Raw genomic sequence first — 19,603 nt, 5'->3', positions numbered from 1 at the left:
CCACTAGCCGCCGGTAACCGGCGGGAAAAATGCAACTTCATCCCCGGCCTTCACCTGGGCTCCGGTTTCTGCCAGCTCCTGGTTCAGGGCCATACGGATATCGTCTCTTTGCAGGTGCGGGCTCCAATCCGGGTGCTGTTCACATAGGGTTTTGCGCAACTCGCTGATACTGCCGGAAAAGTCCTTCAGGGTAGTCTCGCCCATGCCCAATTGCTGGCGCAGACGCGCGAAAAACAGAACCTTTACCATCGCTTTACACCTCTGAAATTTTTACGCCTTGTCCGCAGCATCGCCGCGCCAGTGGCCGCGCTTACCGCCGGTTTTTTGCAGCAGGCGGGTCGGGCCGATTTCCATCGCCGGGTCCACGGCTTTACACATATCGTAAATGGTCAGAGCCGCTACCGAAGCTGCGGTTAACGCTTCCATCTCTACTCCGGTGCGCCCGGCCAAGCGGCAGAAAGCAGTGATATGCACATTATGCTTTTCCGGCTGTAATTCGAAATCCACCGCTACTTTGGTCAATGCCAGTGGATGGCACAGGGGAATTAAATCCGAGGTTTTCTTCGCGGCCTGGATGCCGGCGATACGAGCTACAGAGAGCACGTCGCCTTTTTTGTGCGCCCCTTGGCTCAGCAGTGCAAAAGCCTCTGCACTCATACAGATGCTGCTCTCGGCCAGGGCACTGCGGTCAGTGATGTCCTTCTCGGTAACATCCACCATGCTGGCTTCGCCGCGCTGGTTTAAATGGGTTAACTGGCTCACAAATTACCCCCGGCTCTCACAGGGCGCGCTGGCAAAGCGCACATGGGGGATAAAGTTACAGGGCTTGTGGCGGGCATCCAGCTGCTCCAGCAATATGCCTTCCCAAGCAGTGCGACAGGCTCCGGTGGAACCGGGCATACAACATATCAGTGTGCGATTAGCCAGGCCGGCGAGCGCGCGGGACTGCACGGTGGAGCTGCCGATATCCCCCAGGGAAATATGGCGGAACAGCTCGCCAAAGCCGTCGACAGTTTTATCGAACAACGGGCTCAGGGCCTCCGGCGTGGAGTCGCGATCGGTAAAACCAGTACCGCCGGTCACCAATACCACCTGCACTTTCGGATCGGCAATCCAGGCGGAGACCACCGCGCGCATCTGGTAAACATCGTCCGGGGTAATGCGCTTATCTGCGAGCTGATGGCCGGCAGTTTTGAGGGCTTCCACCAGATACTGGCCAGAGGTATCAGTCTGCTCGTTGCGGGTATCGGATACGGTAAGTACCGCGATATTGAGCGGTACAAATTCTTTGCTAGCGTGTGCGGACATAATCAGTGGTCTCTCAAAAAACTGTTTTCTGGAGTTTTATCCGGCGTACTCAAGCCGAGATAATCTGCCGGCGTATTGATATTGCGATGCCAATCGCCAGCACTTTTTATGGGTATGGATTTGGCCCCCAGGTGACGCAGCAGCGCGCCGACAGAATTGCGCGCACTGCCTTCGACTGCACGGCGCAAATAATCCAGGCAGTCGCTGTTCAGAGGCAGCCACAGGGGAAAAAAGAAGTTTTCAAAATAACAGGGCCGGCCACTTGCCTGCCCCTCCGCCAATAACTCTGCGAGGTGCTTCCGCCCGAGCAAGGGCATATCGACCGGAATCACCAGGGCCGCATCGGCACCGGTTGTCAGGGCTACCGAATAAAGGCCGCCCAGTGGGCCCCGTTCTGGCACCAGGTCTTCGATCGCTCCGGGGCGGGCGCCGCTGGTCACGACTTTTTCCAGCGGAAGCTCACTCAGCAATGCCTCGGCATGCTGCAAAAAATTGCCCCGTTGGGGGTGGGCCAGCAGGGCCTTGTCACGGCCCATCCGGCTGGAGCGGCCGCCGGCCAGCACCACGCCGATTGCCGATTTACTAACAAGAGCCCTGGCCATAACCCTAGCCCCCCAGCATCGCCAGGTTGCGGGTAGCGCCGGTAAAACCTTCATGCAGCTGATGGCCTGCGGTCTTATCTACAATCAACTCGCGGATATGAGTTGCCAGTGCCTCGCTATCGCCATCGGCGATGATTTCGCGCATATCAAAGCCCTGGTCGGCAAACAGGCACAGGTGCAGCTTGCCCTGGGCCGATACCCGCAGGCGATTGCAGCTTGCACAGAAGTCTTTGCCGTAAGGGGTAATCAGGCCGATACGGCCGGCGTAATCCGGGTGGAAGTACTCCCGCGCCGGACCGGCATCGCGGGTGCGGATCACCTGCTCCCAGCCTTCCCGCAACAGCAGGCTTTCTATATCGCCGCCGGAGACGTGGTTGCTGGCGAAGAACTCGCGGTTATCGCCGGTGCGCATCAATTCAATAAAGCGCAGGGTCACCGGAGTCTCGCGAACCCAGGCGAGGAAATTATCCAGTTCGGCCAGGTTGTACTGGCGCATCAGCACTGCGTTGACCTTGGTATCGATACCCAAAGCCAGGGCGCGATCCAGGCCTGCTAAGGCTTTATCCAGGCGGTTGTGGCCGGTGATATGGTGGAATTGAGCCGGGTCGAGGCTGTCGATACTAACATTCACCTGATCCAAGCCCGCGCGGTGCCAGTCGTCTATCTGACTGGGCAGGCGGTAACCGTTGGTGGTAATGGCTAAGCGGCGAATCTTATCGCTAGCGCGCACGGCTTCGAGCAGCGGCACCAGGTCTTTGCGCAGGGAGGGCTCTCCGCCAGTAAGGCGTACCTTTTCCGTACCCAGTGAAGCAAAAGCGCGCACTAATGTGCCCACCTCAGCGACTGAGAGAGGATTTTCCCCTTCCAGGGAACGTCCGCAACCGATGCCCTCGGGCAGGCAGTAGTTGCAGCGGTAGTTGCAGATGTCCGTCACGGACAGGCGCAGGTAGTAAAACCTACGGCCAAAATTGTCTTGTAACATTAAACGCCTTTCCAATTTCGGGAGGCCGCGCAGTTTCCCGCTAGACCCTGGTGGCCGGTACGGCCACGGTCCCGGCACCTTGCAACGTCAATAAAAAACGACGCGGTTTAGGTAGCGGGACTCGGTGTTTAAACTGATGTCAGTGTATCAAGCTGGTTAATTTATGCTTGGGGCAAAGGTGGTACTCCCTTGGTGCTCGAACTGATGCTCCTCGGGGAGACATCAAAACGTGGAGCTTCAGTCGATTAAAATTTATAAATTATAAAAACAGGTTCAAGGTGCGGGGAAAACCCCGGCCGAAGCCGGGGGCCTCGCTAAGGAGTTCTTTCAGCCGCTTAGAAATTAGCGGTTACCATGATCCAAAGCTTGTCGGTGTCAGTGCTGTACTCATCAGCACGATAAGTTGCGTACTTAACGAGTGCAGAAATGTCGTCGGTGATTTTGTGCCCGTAGCTCAGGTTCCACTCATCACCGTAACTAACGGAGCCCTCGGCCGCTTCAAAGTTGTGATAGGTCAAGCCCAGCTTGCCACCGGCCACTTTCATAGAACCGCCAACATACAGATCTTCGACACCGTCAGCGGGGGTTCCCAGGAATTTATCAGTGAAACCCTGGAACTTGTGCAAGGTTGCCAGCGGGGTTTTAAAACCAACGTCATTGTCGGAACCCAAAACTTCATAACCGAGTTTTGCCGCAACAGGACCCAGATCAGCGCCAAGTTCTGCCAGGTAATAATTAGCACTATAGTCATACTGGTTGTCACCAATATCTGACTGGTGCGCATAACTCAGGTTGGCTTTTACCGGACCAAATTTACCTTTGTAATCTACCCCATAAGTGCGACTTGCATTATCGGTGAAATCTTCCAGATCCAGATTGTAAACAAAAGCGCTGATTTTATGGTTTTCAGCTACTGGATAAATTGCGTGTAGCAGTTGGATATCGCCGCCCATATCGGAACCAGCACTGTCTTCACCGAAAATACGGTTAACGTTGTAGACGTAGCTATAATCCAACTGGAAGCTATCGGCACTGCCGTACTGATAACGAACACCATCGTAGGTCTGCTCGTTTTGTCTCCAGCCAACACCGCCGACAAATCGCTGCCCGTCCAGGTTAATGCGCTGGCGACCGGCGGTAATTATGGAATTTCCACCGCTGTAGCGAATGTAGGCCTGGTTAATTTCAGTTCCTTCCGGATCAGCCACTACCGGGTATTCGCCTTCACCATTAACGGTGGAGTTGTAGCTGTCATTGCCAACTGCCGTAACATCATCCATTTCCAGGAAGCTGGTAAAGCCACGGTAGCTGCCACTGCGCCAGTTGAGGCGAGTTCTTAAAGTGGATGCAACTGCTTCATCATCAATATCATCCTGATCAACAGTCTCTACGCGGTAACGCAGATTCAATCCGACTTCACCGGATTTCAACGCATCCACCAGAGTGGCATTTTCACTTTCCTGCGCAGCGGCCTGCAATGCAACAGTGCTGCATGCCCCCAACAGTAAGGCACCGAGAATTTTTGGGAATTTGGAAACGGTCATGACGCTTTTCCTTTGCAACAACGGAGTGAACAGTGACAAATTACAATTTTTCAGACTCGACTGAAACCATAGATTTTTTCCTGCTTAATTAATCTTTACTCCCTAGCCTTTACTCAGGCGTAATCCCTTATTGGTAGTGGGCACTACCTATCCGGCAAAGCCTCGGTTTCACTGGTTTCCTCAAGCAGGAAATTATTTTGCTGTGCGTACTGTAAACGCTGCATATAATTTTCTCTTTGAATCGCTAAATACATAACCAGCATGCAAATCGCGAGTACACCGTAGAGCAGCATAAAGGCAGCACTGTGAATACCCACTAAATCCTGTGCAATACCAAACAGGACTGGCAGGGTAAAACCTCCCAAAGCACCAATCGTGGCCACCGCGCCACCAACACTTCCCATATGTGCGGGGAAATTATCGTGAAGTGCTTTGTATACAGAAGCTCGTCCGAATCCCTGAGCGATACCAATAACCAGTAGCAGTAAAGTGAACAATTCAATACCCACTTCAATATTTAAATGCACATCCCGTTCCACCCCGTGAATGGTCATGCTGGTGGGCGGGTAACTGAGGAAGAAAAGACAGACCAGGCAGGTCCAGAAAACACTCCAATTGACGGTGCGCGCACCGTAGCGATCGGCAAACCAGCCCCCCAAAGCACGCAGTGAACTGGAAAGGGCCACAAACAACAGGGTGAGAGCCATTGCAACCGGCGTGCTGACTTGGTACACCGACAGATAGTAATTCGGCAACCACAATAAAAGTGCGAGAAAACTGCCAAAAACAAAGTAATAGTAGAGCCCATAACGCCAAACCCGGATTTGCGTTAGCGGCTTTAAATGGCTGCGCAGATCCGGTTTTCCCCGGCTGCGCATATAGCGGGTTTCCTCTGGTGCAAAAAATTCGAATAAAACCATCATCAGGATAATCCCGGCTCCATAAGCCGGCCCTATCCACTCGCGCCCAAACCAATTTTGAATGGCTGGAGCCAATGCCAGGGTAATTGCAGCTCCGGCATTTCCTGCACCAAAAATGCCCATCGCAGTACCCTGCCGCCCTCTTTCGAACCACGGGCTGATATAGCGAATCCCCAAAACAAAAGACACCCCGGAAATACCCAGCCACAGCCCCGCCAGCAAATGGGCCCCGTAGCTATCGATAAAGGGCAACAAAAATAGCACCGGCAGCAACAGCAGCATCTGCAATAAAATCAGCTTTTTCGCAGAAAAATATTCCACCAGTAATCCCACCGGAAAACGCAGCAGCGCCCCGCTCAAAATCGGCGCAGCCAGTAGAACCCCGTATTCAGTTGCAGACAGATCCAACTGCCCGCGAATCTCTACCCCCAATACCGCGTAGAGCGTCCAAACAGAAAAGTTAGCGGCGAACATGGCCGAGGCAAATATCAGCGCGCGCCCGGCGAGTTGCTGTGTATATTGCACGGCAGGCATCTCCAAAATATTGGCTGTCGAAAATTAATTGCCACCCCGGTTATTCACCGCATTGAGCCCCCGCCCAAGAAAAGTGATCACAGAATTACAGCTGGGCAAGAAATCTATAGAGGCAAGCTACTGGCAAGATGCACAAAAAATCGGCTAGCGACAATTACTCCCAAAAACCCTTTTTAATCATTATCAATTTCCGCCGACTACCCCCACAGGGGTAGAAACGCACTAAAAACCGCCCCTACCCACTCCGAGCTACTAACCCCAAGGGGTTACTCCCTTCCATATACAAATCGATTTCCCTTCCACTTACCCCTTTTGCGCGCTTTCCCTCTGGCGCTGCTCAAATACTATCGGTCATGACCCTATCCACCTCTAAAAATTTCTGAGAAGCCGGAGAAAATAGTCATGAGTCAATCCAGCGGCCTCAATTTATTTAATTGGGGCGATCCCAAAATAAAGACGCTGCACGTTACTTGGTTTGCGTTTTTCCTGACTTTCGTGGTGTGGTTCTCCCACGCTCCGCTGATGGTCTTTATCAAGGAAGCGTTCGACCTCACCAGCCAGCAAGTAAAAGCCCTGTTAATCCTCAATGTGGCACTCACCATCCCCGCCCGTATCATTATCGGTATGCTGGTGGATAAATTGGGGCCGCGCCTGGTGTACAGCGGGCTGCTGATGACCTCATCTTTAATCTGTTTGGGCTTTGCCACCGCAGACAGTTATGAATCCCTGGCCCTGTTCCGCTTCCTGCTGGGATTTGTGGGTGCCGGCTTTGTAATTGGTATCCGCATGGTGGGTGAATGGTTCCCAGCCAAACAAGTTGGCCTGGCAGAAGGTGTTTACGGCGGCTGGGGGAATTTCGGTTCTGCTGCCGGTGCCATGACCCTGCCCACCATCGCCCTGCTGTTCGGCGGTGAAGATGGCTGGCGCTATGCCCTGGGCCTCACCGGCATCATCGCCGGCCTGTACGGCATCATCTACTACCGCGTTGCCCGCAACACTCCTAAAGGTTCCACTTACTTCAAGCCGAAGAAGAGCGGCGGCCTGGAAGTGACCAGCAAGCGGGATTTCTACTTCTACCTGCTGATGAATGTGCCCATGTACCTGGCACTGGCAGCGTTGGCTTACAAACTGTCTCCCAGCGGCGTAGCCCTGCTGAGCCAGAATGCCACTTACGCAATGTGGGGACTGCTGGTAGCACTGTTTGCCTTCCAGACCCGCATGATCTGGAATGTAAACAAAGACCACCTGCGCGAAGGTGTGCCCGAGCTGGAGAAATACAACTTCAAGCAGGTAGCCATCCTCGACCTGGCCTACTTCGTCACCTTCGGCTCAGAGCTGGCCGTGGTTTCTATGCTGCCCCTGTTCTTCCTGGAAACCTTTGAAGGATTGAGCCCGGTGAAGGCCGGTTTGCTCGCCTCTGGCTTCGCCTTTATGAACCTGGTGGCTCGCCCAACCGGTGGATACTTCTCTGACAAACTGGGGCGCCGCCGCAGCCTGATGTTCCTGATCGGCGGCCTGGCAGTGGGTTACTTTGTACTGAGCCAGATCAACGGCGGCTGGTGGATTCCCGCTGCGGTAATTGCCACCATGTGCTGCTCTTTCTTCGTGCAGGCCGGTGAGGGTGCCGTATTCGCCGTCGTACCCCTGGTGAAGCGTCGCATGACCGGGCAGATCGCCGGTATGGCCGGAGCCTACGGCAACGTGGGTGCGGTTACTTTCCTTACCGCCCTGTCTTATGTCAGCTACAGCCAGTTCTTCCTGATTATCTGCGGCGCAGCAGCGGTGATCTTCTTCGCCTGCCTGTTCCTGGAGGAGCCCAAAGGCAATATCGCCGAAGTGCTACCAGATGGCACAGTGCAGCTGATCAGCGTGGAGTGATTGGAAAGCAGTTATCCAGCAACAAACGCAAAGGAGGGCCAATGGCCCTTCTTTGTTTTTCGCCGTTGGTCTGAGGGGACGAAAAGAGATAGGAGAAAGCTGTGAGCGAAACCAATTCCGGGGTGCAAACAGAAACCAAGGCAAACCCCGAAGCCCAGACACCGCGATTGAGCCACGGCCTCTGCACCCGTGCCGGCATCAAACCGCAGAACGAAGATGCGGCAATCTATCACTGGCCAGACAACCCGCACTTGCAGGAATACCTGGGCGCAGTTGCCGCGCTGGCAGACGGCGTCAGCTCCGCCGAAGCCGGCGCCCTGGCCAGCCACACCGCCACCGAGCAGTTTGTGCGGGACTATTACAAAGTGCCGGATACCTGGTCTGTCGCCCACGCGGGACAGAAAATCCTCGCCTCCATTAACAGCAAGCTATACCGCAAGAGCCACGACTTTCCCCAACAGGAAAAGGGCTTCCTGTGCACCTTCTCCGCCCTGATTTTTAAATCCCGCACCGCCCACTACTTCCATATCGGCGACAGCCGTATCTATCACCTACGCGGTGACAACCTTAAATGCCTCACCCGGGACCACAACATCACCCTGGCCCACCGCCAACAGATGCTATCCCGCGCGCTGGGAATGGATACCGGCCTGCAAGTGGATTACGGCCAGCTAAGCCTCGCTAAGGACGATGTGCTGCTGATTACCAGCGACGGTGTGCACGACTTTATCAAACAGGATTTGCTGCGCGAGCTGCTGGCAGATACCCAACTGAGCGAACAGGAAACAGCGGAAACCCTGGTGCGCCTCGCCGAGGAAAACGGCAGTGACGATAACCTCTCCGCATTAGTGGTAAAGGTAAAGGCACTGCCACAAACCACCCTGGACGACTACAGCCGCCAGCTTACCCGCCTGCCCTTCCCGCCGGAATTGGAACCGGGCATGGTATTGGATGGTTACCAGGTGGAACGGGAGCTGTTCTCCTCCCAGCGCAGCCAGTTGTACCTAGTTCGCGACAGTGCCACCGGGGAAATCCTGGTAATGAAAACCCCCTCGGTAAATTACGAGGACGATATCCACTATATTGACCGCTTTATTCAGGAGGAGTGGATAGGCCTGCGTATTCGCAGCCCTCAGGTAGTGCGCCTGCACCGGCAGACCCGCCCGCGCACCGCGCTCTATTACCTGATGGAGTATGTGCAGGGCAGCACCCTGGAGCAATGGATCACCAATAACCGCTTTCCCAAACCGGCGGAAGCGTTTCGTATCCTTAAGGAAATTGCCACCGGGCTACAGGCCTTCCACGATCAGGAAACCATTCACCAGGATTTGCGCCCGGCCAATATCATGATCGACGGCGATGGGCGGGTAAAAATTATCGATTTCGGCTCAGTCTATGTAGCCGGCAGTGCCGAGATTTTTCGCCCCCTGGAGCACCCGGAAGCGCTGGGCACCGCCAGCTACTCCGACCCCCACTATATCCTCGGGCATAACAGCGGTATTCGCGGTGATATCTATGCCCTCGCCACCATTGCCTACGAAATGTTTACCGGCGAACTGCCCTACGGCGAGGAAATCGAAAACTGCCGCTCCCACGCCGACTTCGAACGCCTGCGCTACCGCACCGCCAGCCAGTTTAATCCGGTAGTCCCCATCTGGTTCGATCGCGCCCTGGAGCGCGGATGTAGTATCGACCTGGAACAGCGCTACTCCACCCTAACGGAATTTATGCACGACCTCGCCAATCCCAACCCGGATTACCTAAAGGAAGATCCTACTGAGAAAGGGGATGCCTCTTTGTTTTGGAAGATTCTTTGTGGGATTTGGGTGGCTACTTTATTGGCGGTGGCGGCGTTGTTTTCTTCTAGTGGTTGAAATTAAAGCTTTTAGTGCGATAGTTGTTGTTGGCGAAAAGGCTGGTCCAGCATATATGGATAGTTCGCGGGTTTTGAAAATAGCGTTAGCCAGATATTATCAACCGTAGTTATTTGATTCTATTTCTCGCGTAGAACAGTATTTTAGAATTTCTTATTAATAAGAATGAAGCATAAAGCAAATACGTAAAGCCACTAGAGTACTTTTAACCTCTTGAAATATATAAATAAGTGGTATAGTACATCCAATTTACAATAAACTACTATCAGTCGAATCAATACAATATTAAAAATGAATACTGTTTTTATTGATGAAAGTGGCTATACGGGAGCCGACTTATTAAATCGAGATCAACCATTTCAAGCGGCTTCAGCACTAAACATTTCCGACTTTGAAGCAGAGGGTCTCATTAAAAAACATTTCCCTAAAATAAAGTCAGAAGAACTAAAGTATCGTGATCTTGCTAGACGAAAAGTAAACTGGGATGCACTGTATGCTCTGCAATCAGATTTATTAACGAACTACGAATCTATTACTTATATATGTGATAAGAAGTATTTGCTTATATTACACTTTCTGAATTATGCAGTTGAACCATTTTATTACGATCAAGGAATAAACCTTTATGAAGATGGAGGTAACTATTCACTAGCCTCTTTGCTTTATTACGCAGCTGATACTGTGCTGGAAGGCACTAATTTCAACGATATATTACATCTATTCCAGCATGCAATGAAGTCAAAATCTAAAACTTCAGTGACGGCACTTATCCGAAAAGTCAAATCTTCACCTTGGCATGAGCTACGAGAAGCATTTGGTCCTTTAGCTCTTGAATACCCTTCATGTATCGAAGAAATCATGAGTAAAAACACATCTACAGATGGAGCGTATATAGTTTTACTTTCACTAATAAGCAGATTGGAGACGGTGCTTGATCAAAGTTACGAAATAATTCATGATCGCTCAAAGAATTTAGAACAATATGATCTCACATTAAATAAAATGATCAATCATAGTAGCGAAGTATCTTTTAAAGGAACTGAATTAACCACTCTTAAATTTCCTCTAAAGCTCAAAAAAGTGTCTCAAGTAGATTCAAAGAATTCACCAGGAGTTCAGCTCGCAGACATTCTTGTTGGAGGTATAATTGATGCATCGAGAGGCATCACAGGAAAGAAAAAAAATCATTACAATAATCGCATTCTAGATCTGTACAAAGAAAACCAACTAATTCATTTATTACCTAGCATTGACTTTACAGAGCAAACTAGATTTAGAAAAGGAAGTCAAGGTAGTGAAATAATCGACTATGCTTCACGTAATTTCTATTAAAGAGCATATTTTTCAAAATAGAGTCGAATTATTCGATATCTTTGTTAGTTATACTAATAGATGAGCAATAATTTAAATAAGAATATGAGACAATCAAGATGTCAGAGAAAAAGCACAGTTTTGGTAGCGTTAGCCTTGTAAGACAAGGTGACCACAAATTTTACTCATTAACGCTACCGAGTGAACTATTGGCGGAAACTTGTTATGTCGTAGACCGCTCAGAAGATCCTATAGAGGGGTTTCAACGAGAGTTGGATGAAAAAAGGGCTAAAGAAATTGCTGCATATATTGATAGCGGTTTAGGTACTATACCAAGCTCTATTGTTTTATCTGCACAGGAGGATGCCGATCTAATCTACAACTCAAGTAAAAAGAGTATCAGCTTTAAGGGGCTAAAAAATGCATTTTTAATCATAGACGGACAGCATCGAGTATATGGTTTTATGCATGCGAAAAAAGCGTTTAGAGTACCAGTTATTATTTATTCAGGTTTATCTAAACGTGATGAAACTCGCCTTTTTATTGATATAAACTCTAAGTAAAAAGGAGTCCCCCCTGAACTACTGCTCGATATAAAGAAGCTAGCCGAATACGAAAATGATCAAGAAGAATTTCTTAGAGAGCTGTTCGATATATTTCAGAAGGATACTAGTAGCTGTCTATATGGAAAATTGTCGCCTGCAACTAAATCTAAAGGGAAGCTGACACGATCGACTTTTAACACAGCAGTAAAGCCTCTCGTTAAAATATTTGGTGGCAAGAGTGAGTCAGAAGTATTTGATATATTAAACAACTACTTCTTATCATTTGATGAGGCTATCTTGTTGAAGCATGATTTACATGACCAAATGTTCAACACTACATTTTTTAAGGCTATCTGTGGTTTTTTTCCAATTGCGGCGGCCAAGGTAAAAGATCGATTTGGAGCAATCTACAATGCCGATAACTTTTATCATTTCCTTGAAAAGATAGGGACGAACATCAAGGCAAGTAAACTTAAAGTCTCAGGTGTGGCATATAAACCATTAGTAAAAGCACTTGAAGAATGTTTCAAGGAAGACTTCCAGCTCTAATGTCTGTTATTTCCAAAGTATTAGTACAGCAAACCAGATTAGATATTTTTAACTTTAATCGCGCGACTCAAATCGATATGAAAGGCTGGATAGCAAATCAGAACTATCATGTAGATATTGATTTAACGAGTAATAATTATGCGATAAGAGCAGCGGACAAAAATTACTTGAAAGCTGCACTCGCAAATGATTGTAATCGGATGGCAGCGGCTGCAATTGAGAGCATTTCTGGAGTCAAATTAGATGCGACCCTAAATAAGAGTGGGGCATGGGGAGTTATTCGAGCATATTACGCAACATTTTTTGCCATACACAGTATAATGCGTATGTATGGAATTTCTTGCTCACAGCTGGATCAAGCACATGTTGACAAAATATTTGAGTCAGCAAGTGCAGTAAATAAAACTGGTGACGTTTTACGTTTAGATAAAGGTTTTTACGCCATAAAGATTGATGATAACTTTTCAGGCGTGACGTTCCATAAGTATAAGGATTCTCACAAGGACACATGGGGTGAATTTTTAAGTCTGATCGAAAGTCTAATATCTAATTCAGCAAACGTTACCGCACTCGGGAAACATAAAGTCGAAGCTATAGATATTCTTTTAGCTGTAAAACGTGGTATTACCCGATCCCGATGTGGTGATAAAGGTAACTGGCTTTCAGTAATGAGAAACTCTGTTAATTATCAACACTCCCATGGTGTTTGGTTTCCTTACGGAAGGAAACCAGCAGCTCCTAATTATATCAGTGCAATAGCTAAAGACTGGATAAACCCAGTATCCTCTTTGGATACTGGGTTAAATGGAGGGGATATTAAAACCTTCTTTGATTTGGTGGTTTTAATCAACTCTATATTGCGAGAGCTTCTAATTTCATGTGCTGAAAAAGTAAATAGTAAAAATCCAGTCTTCACCAATGGTTCTTTAAGGCTATTAAACACAATCCAAGCAGCATAAACTAATATTTCAAACTAATTTTTAGCTGCGCATTGAGCGCAGCATTTTCACAGTCGTAACCTGTTATTCAACAATTTTCTTTAGGCTGCTCCTTTTGCACACGCATATATATTTCTTCGCGATGAACAGGTAGAGATCTGGGAGCACGTATTCCTATCTTCACCTGATTGCCCTTAACTTCCAAGACTGTAACTGAAACATTGGCTCCAATTCTTAAGTTTTCACCTGTCCGGCGCTTTAAGATCAACATAGATATTTCCTACTGATACTCAGACCATGGGTAAACCTTCTCTGATGGAAGGCTGAGAAACTGACTTTTTGAGGAAATAGGGGGTGGTGCGCGGGAACGGTAGGCAAAGAAGAAGAAAAGGCAGGCACAACGCTTCCAGAGCTTGGGGAGTCGCTCCAAGCCGCTGAATGTACTCCACTTTATTGAAGACGAGCGGGTTTCTAGCGTATGATCCATATAGCCATTTTGATAGTCATGTTATCAATTTGGTCAGCTGGCCCCTGGTGTTGCTGCACCTTGGGTCAGCGCCTTTTACTGTCTCTTACGTCACGCTACCGTTCTCCTTTAAGAAGATAGTTCTTTAGAAAACTCTTAGATGTCTTGATTCTCTCGAATCCCTTTGGACTTTGGTCATCGGCCTACAAAAGACCACCCAATTCCGGCCAAAATACCAATAAATATCAATCGATTTTACGCAGCTTTGACACTAAAACAAACTGAATAAAATCCAATAAGATCATTTTTGTGCCTATATTTTTATGCTCCTTAGCTTAGATAATTTGCGTTATCCATAAGAGTGATGGTTTAGGTGGTTACTCTTTACTCGCTTTCACATGAGAAATAAAAGCAATTAATCATAAAACCACCACTCCGTGTGTCATTCTTGTGTCGAGTGAAAAGATCCAAATAGCCTAATGCTTGAAAGTATTGCAGTGAGACATGGAGAGTTGTTCACTTTTAGTCGCCATGCCATTTTTATAAAGTACTTAAAACCCTGGTTAATAGATACGCATGTTCCTATCTATGCATTGGTGATTTTTCGCCTGTACTGACAAACTTACCGATTGATATATCCGCTCTGAGTATAGTTGTTTGCCATTTTGGCATTGATCGACAAGTGATATGATGCAGCTTCAGTTGAGCACACTATTAAAGCTCTTTGGCAGGAAAGCATGAACTATAGAAATCTACTGTTAAAAAGAGGGTTTGGTTTCCATTAGCAATTCATAGCTAATGGAGATCCATATGGGGTATTTTCGACACCCTAAAACCAAGAACGAGATGAAGCAATACTATGCTTCGTTGGAAAATGAACTAGAGATCCCAATAAAGATTAGAAACCGTCGTCGGCCAAAATGTTTGCCAAACGCTTGGGACGACTACTTTCCTAGTAATATTTCTAATCGTAATTGGAAGCTGTTTCGAAGGAACCAGTGGAAGAGGTAGTCATCCACTTTAACAAGATGCTCCTGCTGAAAACATAAGCTCCAGCTTTGGCTCTACTTATGTTTTCAGCAGAGCATGGTGTTGTATACACCATGATTCAAATTAGGACGATAGCCACCTTGGGCACCATGAACTGCCCGAGTAAATCTAGGAACTGGATCAAACTTTGTGGCATCTTACCAACTAAGGGAAATAGCTCTTCGAATATAGTGGAAATATTTTGATTTAAGTACAGGGAATACTATGGAAGATTTAACTTTTCACAATTACCCCTCTGTTATTGGATACTACCAAGCTCTCAGACAAGAAGTTTGGGCAATTACACAAGAGTCATGGCCTCAGTCATCAATAAAGGGCATTAGTTTGAAGACAGCAAGACTGGCTGACTCTTGGAAAGAGATGAGAGGAGCAAATCTAAGATCTTCGAGAGCCAGTTGGGACTGGGAGCCAGAATTTAATGCATATCAGAAGAAGCCAAAAAGATATGAAATGTCAGTTTGGTTTGAGAATCAACTTTGCGGACTTTGTTATGGCTTTGCATCCAAGCATGGCACAAAGGTAAGAATGAATCTTATAGAATCCACACCTGTAAGACCAAATCCCTTGGGAGAAGGTGTCTTTCCAATATTATCTTTTGGAGCTACGGTTTATGCCAACTTAATTAATGCTGACGAGGTTTGGGTATTAGACCCAGTTAAAGGTGCAATTGATTACTACGAAAGCCAAGGATTTTCAGCACCTGAGATCTATCACGGGAAAAGAGTCGGAATGAAAAAATTATGAGCGACTACAAGTTTTCACAAAAAGAGAAAGACAGAATCAATGAGATTCGTTCAAAAATGAAGAAACATGCTGAAGAAGTAAAAAAGAAATCAAAAGGCACAACAATAGAAGAACCATCAGGAAAACAAACGAATCCAACAGAAGTTGACCGTATGAGAGATCGAAAAAATGACGATTAAAGACAATCAGATTAGTAAGGAAGATATTAGAAAGTTTGTTGAGAAAAACAAATCTAAAATATTAAAAGAAGCTAAAGAGGTTGAAACGGCCATAAAGTCAAATAGATTAAAGAACCAGCAGAAACTATGAATCTTATATATAGTAGCTCTGTATGACACAAGGTAATAAGCTTGGACATACATAGATTTGTACATCAACACCTTGTAAGTACATGAAACAAAAGGTGTAAAATGCCATTTAATTACAAAGACCTTACCTATATTAGAGCTTCCATTCAGGCATATGAAGGCACTCTAAACCAAACAACTGAAGAAGAGTGTGAAGAAGAGGAATTTTCAGAAATTTAGATGATATTATGTATTTGGGACGCTTGTTGGCTCTAGTTAATCGAGAAATTGAAGAGGCTGAGTCTTCGGGTCCATCTTTAAATCCAGTACAGCCAAAGGATTAAGCACATGGCCAGTTGCCGCACCGGACGTTCCTTTGCAGAGGTTAAAAGTGCTGTTAATTTTCACCTACAGTTATTTTGATACTTTGCCTAACAACTTGATTAGCTGCCCCAGATGTTACTACATTTTGAGTCAGCGCCTTTTACTGTCTCTTACGTCACGCTACCGTTCTCCTGTGAGAAGATGGTTCTTTAGAAAACTCTTAGATGTCTTGATTCTCTCGAATCCCTTTGGTCTTTGGTCATCGGCCTACAAAAGGCCACCCAATTCCGGCCAAAATACCAATAAATATCTATCGATTTTACGCAGCTTTGACACTAAAACAAACTGAATAAAATCCAATAAGATCATTTTTGTGCCTATATTTTGATGGCGATACCCTTTCTATTAAGTGCTTCAGGCCTGAATATCCGGTACGTAAGTCCCTTTCTATTCATAAGTAATTTTTCCAACCCGAACGATCCTATCGATAGATAGTTTTTTTCTGGATAGAAAAGTTTCCGATTTTTGGAATTAGTGGACCAAATGATATGATGCGATATATTTTGTGTATTCTGATTTACCTTCGGTAGGGTGTAAAAGTGTATAAGTACTTCGGGTTATTAGCGTTAATATTTGTATCTGCCTGCACTACAAATATACCGGTAGAAAAATTAAGTGGTTTAGAAGCAAGAACACACCTTGATCATGAATACTGGAGCGTCTCACTGCCAGGCAAGTGGAGCTATGAGGATAGTGAGGGTATGATCATCGCCACATCTCCAGAAGGTCAATATGCGCTCTATATCACGGTTTATACCGCCTCAGAATCTGCATCCAGCATAGCCTGGGGCAACGAGGAGATTAAGCATCTTAAGTCTGGAAAATATTCAAGGCCGGGGTATCTTTTTGACTTTCAAAAAGAGCAGAGTTATGAAAAAAACGGCAATGCTTATTACGAGCTTGATGGCATAGATGTAAAGAATGAAATGAGGCTATATAGCAAAGGAATACATCTGGGCAGTAAATTCTACACAGTATCATTTCATAATTACTATTATACCGACTCTCTAGAATCAGACAGTATATTGGAATTGATTCTGAACTTGTTTGAGACAAAAGCAGATGAAATTAAGTGGGAAGGTATAAAAAGCTCAGATCAAGGCAGTACAGCAAGTATAAGTTTTCAGCACAGCAACATTAACTGGCCTCAAATTTCCACCTGGTTGAAAGTAACTTTTGATGATCCCGACCAAAATGGATTTTATGGCCAAATAAACGAGCTATGGATTAACTGTGAAAAAGATACTGGAATGGTAGTTACTACACGCTACTACGATAATCCAGTGTTTGGTATAAGTGACTGGAAAAAGTTAAGGCACCCCAACACACCTGTTGAGCCTGAATTAGTATACGAAATATGCAATTCATACAAAAAGGTTTCAACCAAGCGCATACAAGACTTATAAATGGGGCGCTTCACTACCCAATCTCCCTTTCTGCAACAGGCTTCAAATGAATTGGTTGTAGGGTAAGCATGATCCTCTCGAATCGACCATAAAAGTAATTAAATGAAGAAAATCATCCCGATATCTGAACAGCAAGCAAAAGCAAGGTTAGCAGAACTTCAGGAAGCAAAGATATCTCATGCTTGGATAGGGCATGGAAGTGCGATCTTTTTAGAAATGGGAGAACTCACACCACCGAAACGAGAGAATAACCCTTCCGGTGAACAAACAATAATGATCGAATGGTCATGGAGGCTAGAAGACAAGCGATCAATAGTACTGGGGAGTTGGAGTGATCAGACTGAAATTGACCAGCTTCCAGCATTATTAGTCGGGAGAAAGATAAAAACGATTAAACTCTTTGGCCGAATACCCGAGTTAGAAATATCCTTGTGCAAAGACCTTTGGTTACTGACATTTATGACAGATAAGAAGTATCCTGAGTGGTCAATTAGGTTTAGAAATGGGCAATGGCTGGACTATGGTAATGGTTCGTTTAACATTGAAATCACAAAAACTTAATAAAAGTATGAAGCCAAATTTTTAGCTCCAAAAACTAGTATTTACTAACACTTATTTAGCACTCTTCTATTCTAATAGAAACACTTTCTGGATAAAGCGTTAATTATAAGACTTCCCACATTTAGGAGACACCCTGTAACCAAAGATATTGTGGGGCTTCTTATTAGCCCCACTAGGTTATATTGCTATAAAAGGGCAACGTCGTTTTAACCCAAGTTAGAATGCTGCTACGAGATTCTCCGAGAAGTTCAACCCTTTCAGCTCAGCCTCTTCTACAAGAGTCTTGAAGCGGTCTCCACAATAGAGATTCGCACAGCGGTCAAATCGAGTCTTGAAAATTAAATTTGAAGCAACATCTTCATTGGTGAAGCCGATATTTTTAATTCCCATCCAAAGATCATCTTGAATATCGGCCTCACTTACGGACTTGTCGGCGGAAACCGCATTCAAGCAGTTAAAGATTACATAGGGCTCACCATCCAAGGTAATAGGCAGGAACTCCCCATACGGCGTAAGCTCTTTAGAAAGCACTGAATGGGCTTTGGATGAGAGCACCAAGTGTGCCCCATTCCAAGTAGTGATATCAGGTTTAACGCTCTGATCTAAACCTTCTACCTGGATAAAAGCCCCTCCATGATCCTCCCAAATATCCTTGATAGACTTATTGTCCCAAGGATAATTCTTAAAGGCTTTCATACCGCCCATACGTTTACCCACGGTGAACATTAGCTTCTTGAGGTCAATATTGAGATTCAAAAAGTCTTCGTGGTTAAAACTGATCCTATAAGTCATTGCCCATTCCAATTCTTATCAGAAGGCGCTGTCACCTTCTCCTGTTTAGTACCATTTTTCAGGTGTGTACGAATAATGGTCAACTTAGCGCGTATTTCAGATTCACTATTAAGGCTATTGATTTGGCCGTAAACCCAACGTTCATAATTGTGCGTGTGGATCTTACTATGAGGAGTTGCTTTAGGCATTGCCCAATGACCGTTCTGCTCGCTTGAGCGCGGCATCCACACACCGTTATCAGGATCATTTATCCTAACATCGTGCATGAAAAGTGTCAGTCGGACATCGGCGGTAGCAGGTAGCTTGCCTTTCCCTTCAACAATATGGTGAGCTGTGTACTCTTTACTAGGCTTAGCCCTACCAACTAGACGTAGGTTTGTTTCAAGAACTTCAGTAGGGTGGTGCCTCTCCTGCTCATAGGCTTCTATACGCTCTTCATCGTCCTCTATACCCCGAAACTCGTCTCGGTACTGCTGAAGCTGACTCTGAACCGAAACCATTGACATGATGGTTCGGCGTTCATGCTTTAATTGTTCCATTTCCACCTTGAGACCTGCCAAGCGCTCCTTCCGCTGCTCTTCGGTTTCACCCGCCACTTTCAGCTTACGATAGTGATAGTTCTTACAACGATTCTCATATTGTTGAATGCAAAGGTCTAGTGGGGAGAGCTCCCAAACATGGGGAGTCACACGTCTACCGTGGTCGTATTCCATCAGTCTTCTCGGTAAGGTGGTTTTAACTATGGCTAAATTGTCGATGGACACGACAAGTGAGTCCAGGGACTTAATAGCTTAGTAAGCTCGATATGAGACCCAATTATCAAAAATATCATTATTAGAATATAGTGAAACTAGAAGTATCAGATATGTATAGAATTCGGGGAAAAATCAGGCTGATTCTTGCACGCTTGTACCGCATAGATAATACA

21 protein-coding genes and 1 riboswitch are annotated in these 19,603 nt (G+C 46.5%); of the genes, 11 read left to right on the top strand and 10 right to left on the bottom strand.

Features of this window, described 5'->3' with window-relative positions; all coding sequences use genetic code 11:
• Window positions 1-3: 3 nt before the first annotated feature.
• The 7 genes from moaD to ACJJI8_RS07005 form a co-directional block, all read right to left on the bottom strand.
• Window positions 4-249, bottom strand: coding sequence for a molybdopterin converting factor subunit 1 (moaD, locus tag ACJJI8_RS07035; protein ID WP_282930382.1), 246 nt, complete (start codon window positions 247-249; stop codon window positions 4-6).
• Window positions 250-270: 21 nt separating this feature from the next.
• On the bottom strand, window positions 271-762 hold the full coding sequence (moaC, locus tag ACJJI8_RS07030; protein WP_444911912.1) for a cyclic pyranopterin monophosphate synthase MoaC: 492 nt from the start codon (window positions 760-762) through the stop codon (window positions 271-273).
• A gap of 3 nt (window positions 763-765) precedes the next feature.
• Window positions 766-1,308 carry a molybdenum cofactor biosynthesis protein B gene (gene moaB, locus ACJJI8_RS07025; protein WP_108731355.1) on the bottom strand — a complete coding sequence of 181 codons (543 nt, stop codon included), beginning with the start codon at window positions 1,306-1,308 and terminating at the stop codon, window positions 766-768.
• 2 nt (window positions 1,309-1,310) lie between these two features.
• On the bottom strand, window positions 1,311-1,910 hold the full coding sequence (mobA, locus tag ACJJI8_RS07020) for a molybdenum cofactor guanylyltransferase (RefSeq protein WP_444934638.1): 600 nt from the start codon (window positions 1,908-1,910) through the stop codon (window positions 1,311-1,313).
• Window positions 1,911-1,914: 4 nt separating this feature from the next.
• Entirely contained in the window at window positions 1,915-2,892 is a 978-nt protein-coding gene (moaA, locus tag ACJJI8_RS07015) for a GTP 3',8-cyclase MoaA (RefSeq protein WP_444934637.1), read from the bottom strand.
• A riboswitch (molybdenum cofactor riboswitch) is annotated at window positions 2,881-3,031 on the bottom strand. It overlaps the preceding gene by 12 nt.
• A 196-nt stretch (window positions 3,032-3,227) precedes the next feature.
• Entirely contained in the window at window positions 3,228-4,436 is a 1,209-nt protein-coding gene (locus tag ACJJI8_RS07010; protein WP_444926415.1) for an alginate export family protein, read from the bottom strand.
• 143 nt (window positions 4,437-4,579) lie between these two features.
• Window positions 4,580-5,890 carry an MFS transporter gene (locus tag ACJJI8_RS07005; protein WP_444934636.1) on the bottom strand — a complete coding sequence of 437 codons (1,311 nt, stop codon included), beginning with the start codon at window positions 5,888-5,890 and terminating at the stop codon, window positions 4,580-4,582.
• A 402-nt stretch (window positions 5,891-6,292) separates the two neighbouring features.
• Between ACJJI8_RS07005 and ACJJI8_RS07000 the strand changes: the two genes are divergently transcribed.
• The 6 genes from ACJJI8_RS07000 (at window position 6,293) to ACJJI8_RS06975 (ending at window position 13,006) form a co-directional block, all read left to right on the top strand.
• Window positions 6,293-7,768 carry a NarK family nitrate/nitrite MFS transporter gene (locus ACJJI8_RS07000; protein ID WP_282930389.1) on the top strand — a complete coding sequence of 492 codons (1,476 nt, stop codon included), beginning with the start codon at window positions 6,293-6,295 and terminating at the stop codon, window positions 7,766-7,768.
• 101 nt (window positions 7,769-7,869) lie between these two features.
• Complete coding sequence (locus ACJJI8_RS06995; RefSeq protein ID WP_444934635.1) at window positions 7,870-9,642, top strand: bifunctional protein-serine/threonine kinase/phosphatase; 1,773 nt, start codon at window positions 7,870-7,872, stop codon at window positions 9,640-9,642.
• Window positions 9,643-9,933: 291 nt separating this feature from the next.
• The gene (locus tag ACJJI8_RS06990; RefSeq protein WP_444934634.1) at window positions 9,934-10,974 is read left to right on the top strand and encodes a DUF3800 domain-containing protein; all 1,041 of its coding nucleotides are present in this window, start codon (window positions 9,934-9,936) and stop codon (window positions 10,972-10,974) included.
• A gap of 98 nt (window positions 10,975-11,072) precedes the next feature.
• Window positions 11,073-11,516, top strand: a complete 444-nt coding sequence (locus tag ACJJI8_RS06985) for a DGQHR domain-containing protein (RefSeq protein ID WP_444934633.1) — start codon at window positions 11,073-11,075, stop codon at window positions 11,514-11,516.
• A 129-nt stretch (window positions 11,517-11,645) separates the two neighbouring features.
• Complete coding sequence (locus ACJJI8_RS06980; protein ID WP_444934632.1) at window positions 11,646-12,047, top strand: hypothetical protein; 402 nt, start codon at window positions 11,646-11,648, stop codon at window positions 12,045-12,047.
• On the top strand, window positions 12,047-13,006 hold the full coding sequence (locus ACJJI8_RS06975; RefSeq protein ID WP_444934631.1) for a hypothetical protein: 960 nt from the start codon (window positions 12,047-12,049) through the stop codon (window positions 13,004-13,006). Before ACJJI8_RS06980 ends, ACJJI8_RS06975 begins: the two co-directional genes overlap by 1 nt.
• 67 nt (window positions 13,007-13,073) lie before the next feature.
• Here ACJJI8_RS06975 and csrA read toward each other — a convergent pair whose 3' ends face one another.
• The gene (gene csrA / locus ACJJI8_RS06970) at window positions 13,074-13,256 is read right to left on the bottom strand and encodes a carbon storage regulator CsrA (protein WP_444934630.1); all 183 of its coding nucleotides are present in this window, start codon (window positions 13,254-13,256) and stop codon (window positions 13,074-13,076) included.
• A 1,449-nt stretch (window positions 13,257-14,705) separates the two neighbouring features.
• Here csrA and ACJJI8_RS06965 point away from each other — a divergent pair.
• The 5 genes from ACJJI8_RS06965 to ACJJI8_RS06945 all read left to right on the top strand — a co-directional run bounded on the left by ACJJI8_RS06965 (window position 14,706) and on the right by ACJJI8_RS06945 (window position 17,883).
• Window positions 14,706-15,245: a hypothetical protein gene (locus ACJJI8_RS06965; RefSeq protein WP_444934629.1), complete on the top strand. Its 540-nt coding sequence runs from the start codon at window positions 14,706-14,708 to the stop codon at window positions 15,243-15,245.
• A complete protein-coding gene (locus ACJJI8_RS06960; RefSeq protein WP_444934628.1) occupies window positions 15,242-15,424 on the top strand; it encodes a hypothetical protein in 183 nt (60 codons plus the stop codon). The genes ACJJI8_RS06965 and ACJJI8_RS06960 overlap by 4 nt, the downstream gene beginning before the upstream one ends.
• Window positions 15,414-15,554 carry a hypothetical protein gene (locus ACJJI8_RS06955; RefSeq protein ID WP_172975288.1) on the top strand — a complete coding sequence of 47 codons (141 nt, stop codon included), beginning with the start codon at window positions 15,414-15,416 and terminating at the stop codon, window positions 15,552-15,554. Before ACJJI8_RS06960 ends, ACJJI8_RS06955 begins: the two co-directional genes overlap by 11 nt.
• 901 nt (window positions 15,555-16,455) lie before the next feature.
• The gene (locus ACJJI8_RS06950; protein ID WP_444934627.1) at window positions 16,456-17,322 is read left to right on the top strand and encodes a hypothetical protein; all 867 of its coding nucleotides are present in this window, start codon (window positions 16,456-16,458) and stop codon (window positions 17,320-17,322) included.
• A gap of 102 nt (window positions 17,323-17,424) precedes the next feature.
• A complete protein-coding gene (locus ACJJI8_RS06945; RefSeq protein WP_444934626.1) occupies window positions 17,425-17,883 on the top strand; it encodes a hypothetical protein in 459 nt (152 codons plus the stop codon).
• Window positions 17,884-18,099: 216 nt separating this feature from the next.
• Here the strand turns inward: ACJJI8_RS06945 and ACJJI8_RS06940 are convergent, their stop codons facing one another.
• Window positions 18,100-18,675 carry a hypothetical protein gene (locus ACJJI8_RS06940; protein ID WP_444934625.1) on the bottom strand — a complete coding sequence of 192 codons (576 nt, stop codon included), beginning with the start codon at window positions 18,673-18,675 and terminating at the stop codon, window positions 18,100-18,102.
• Window positions 18,672-19,388, bottom strand: a complete 717-nt coding sequence (locus tag ACJJI8_RS06935) for an AHH domain-containing protein (protein ID WP_444934624.1) — start codon at window positions 19,386-19,388, stop codon at window positions 18,672-18,674. The genes ACJJI8_RS06940 and ACJJI8_RS06935 overlap by 4 nt, the downstream gene beginning before the upstream one ends.
• Between the last annotated feature and the right edge of the window lie 215 nt (window positions 19,389-19,603).

The organism is Microbulbifer maximicatervae (SeqCode) (assembly GCF_052467695.1).
This window is presented reverse-complemented; position numbering and strand designations above follow the sequence as displayed.

Bases quoted from the DNA above. Each gene is read 5' to 3' on its own strand.
- moaD (WP_282930382.1), bottom strand. From the start codon at position 249: ATGGTAAAGGTTCTGTTTTTCGCGCGTCTGCGCCAGCAATTGGGCATG.
- moaB (WP_108731355.1), bottom strand. From the start codon at position 1,308: ATGTCCGCACACGCTAGCAAAGAATTTGTACCGCTCAATATCGCGGTA.
- mobA (WP_444934638.1), bottom strand. From the start codon at position 1,910: ATGGCCAGGGCTCTTGTTAGTAAATCGGCAATCGGCGTGGTGCTGGCC.
- moaA (WP_444934637.1), bottom strand. From the start codon at position 2,892: ATGTTACAAGACAATTTTGGCCGTAGGTTTTACTACCTGCGCCTGTCC.
- ACJJI8_RS07010 (WP_444926415.1), bottom strand. From the start codon at position 4,436: ATGACCGTTTCCAAATTCCCAAAAATTCTCGGTGCCTTACTGTTGGGG.
- ACJJI8_RS07005 (WP_444934636.1), bottom strand. From the start codon at position 5,890: ATGCCTGCCGTGCAATATACACAGCAACTCGCCGGGCGCGCGCTGATA.
- ACJJI8_RS07000 (WP_282930389.1), top strand. From the start codon at position 6,293: ATGAGTCAATCCAGCGGCCTCAATTTATTTAATTGGGGCGATCCCAAA.
- ACJJI8_RS06990 (WP_444934634.1), top strand. From the start codon at position 9,934: ATGAATACTGTTTTTATTGATGAAAGTGGCTATACGGGAGCCGACTTA.
- ACJJI8_RS06985 (WP_444934633.1), top strand. From the start codon at position 11,073: ATGTCAGAGAAAAAGCACAGTTTTGGTAGCGTTAGCCTTGTAAGACAA.
- ACJJI8_RS06975 (WP_444934631.1), top strand. From the start codon at position 12,047: ATGTCTGTTATTTCCAAAGTATTAGTACAGCAAACCAGATTAGATATT.
- csrA (WP_444934630.1), bottom strand. From the start codon at position 13,256: ATGTTGATCTTAAAGCGCCGGACAGGTGAAAACTTAAGAATTGGAGCC.
- ACJJI8_RS06965 (WP_444934629.1), top strand. From the start codon at position 14,706: ATGGAAGATTTAACTTTTCACAATTACCCCTCTGTTATTGGATACTAC.
- ACJJI8_RS06960 (WP_444934628.1), top strand. From the start codon at position 15,242: ATGAGCGACTACAAGTTTTCACAAAAAGAGAAAGACAGAATCAATGAG.
- ACJJI8_RS06955 (WP_172975288.1), top strand. From the start codon at position 15,414: ATGACGATTAAAGACAATCAGATTAGTAAGGAAGATATTAGAAAGTTT.
- ACJJI8_RS06945 (WP_444934626.1), top strand. From the start codon at position 17,425: ATGAAGAAAATCATCCCGATATCTGAACAGCAAGCAAAAGCAAGGTTA.
- ACJJI8_RS06940 (WP_444934625.1), bottom strand. From the start codon at position 18,675: ATGACTTATAGGATCAGTTTTAACCACGAAGACTTTTTGAATCTCAAT.
- ACJJI8_RS06935 (WP_444934624.1), bottom strand. From the start codon at position 19,388: ATGGAATACGACCACGGTAGACGTGTGACTCCCCATGTTTGGGAGCTC.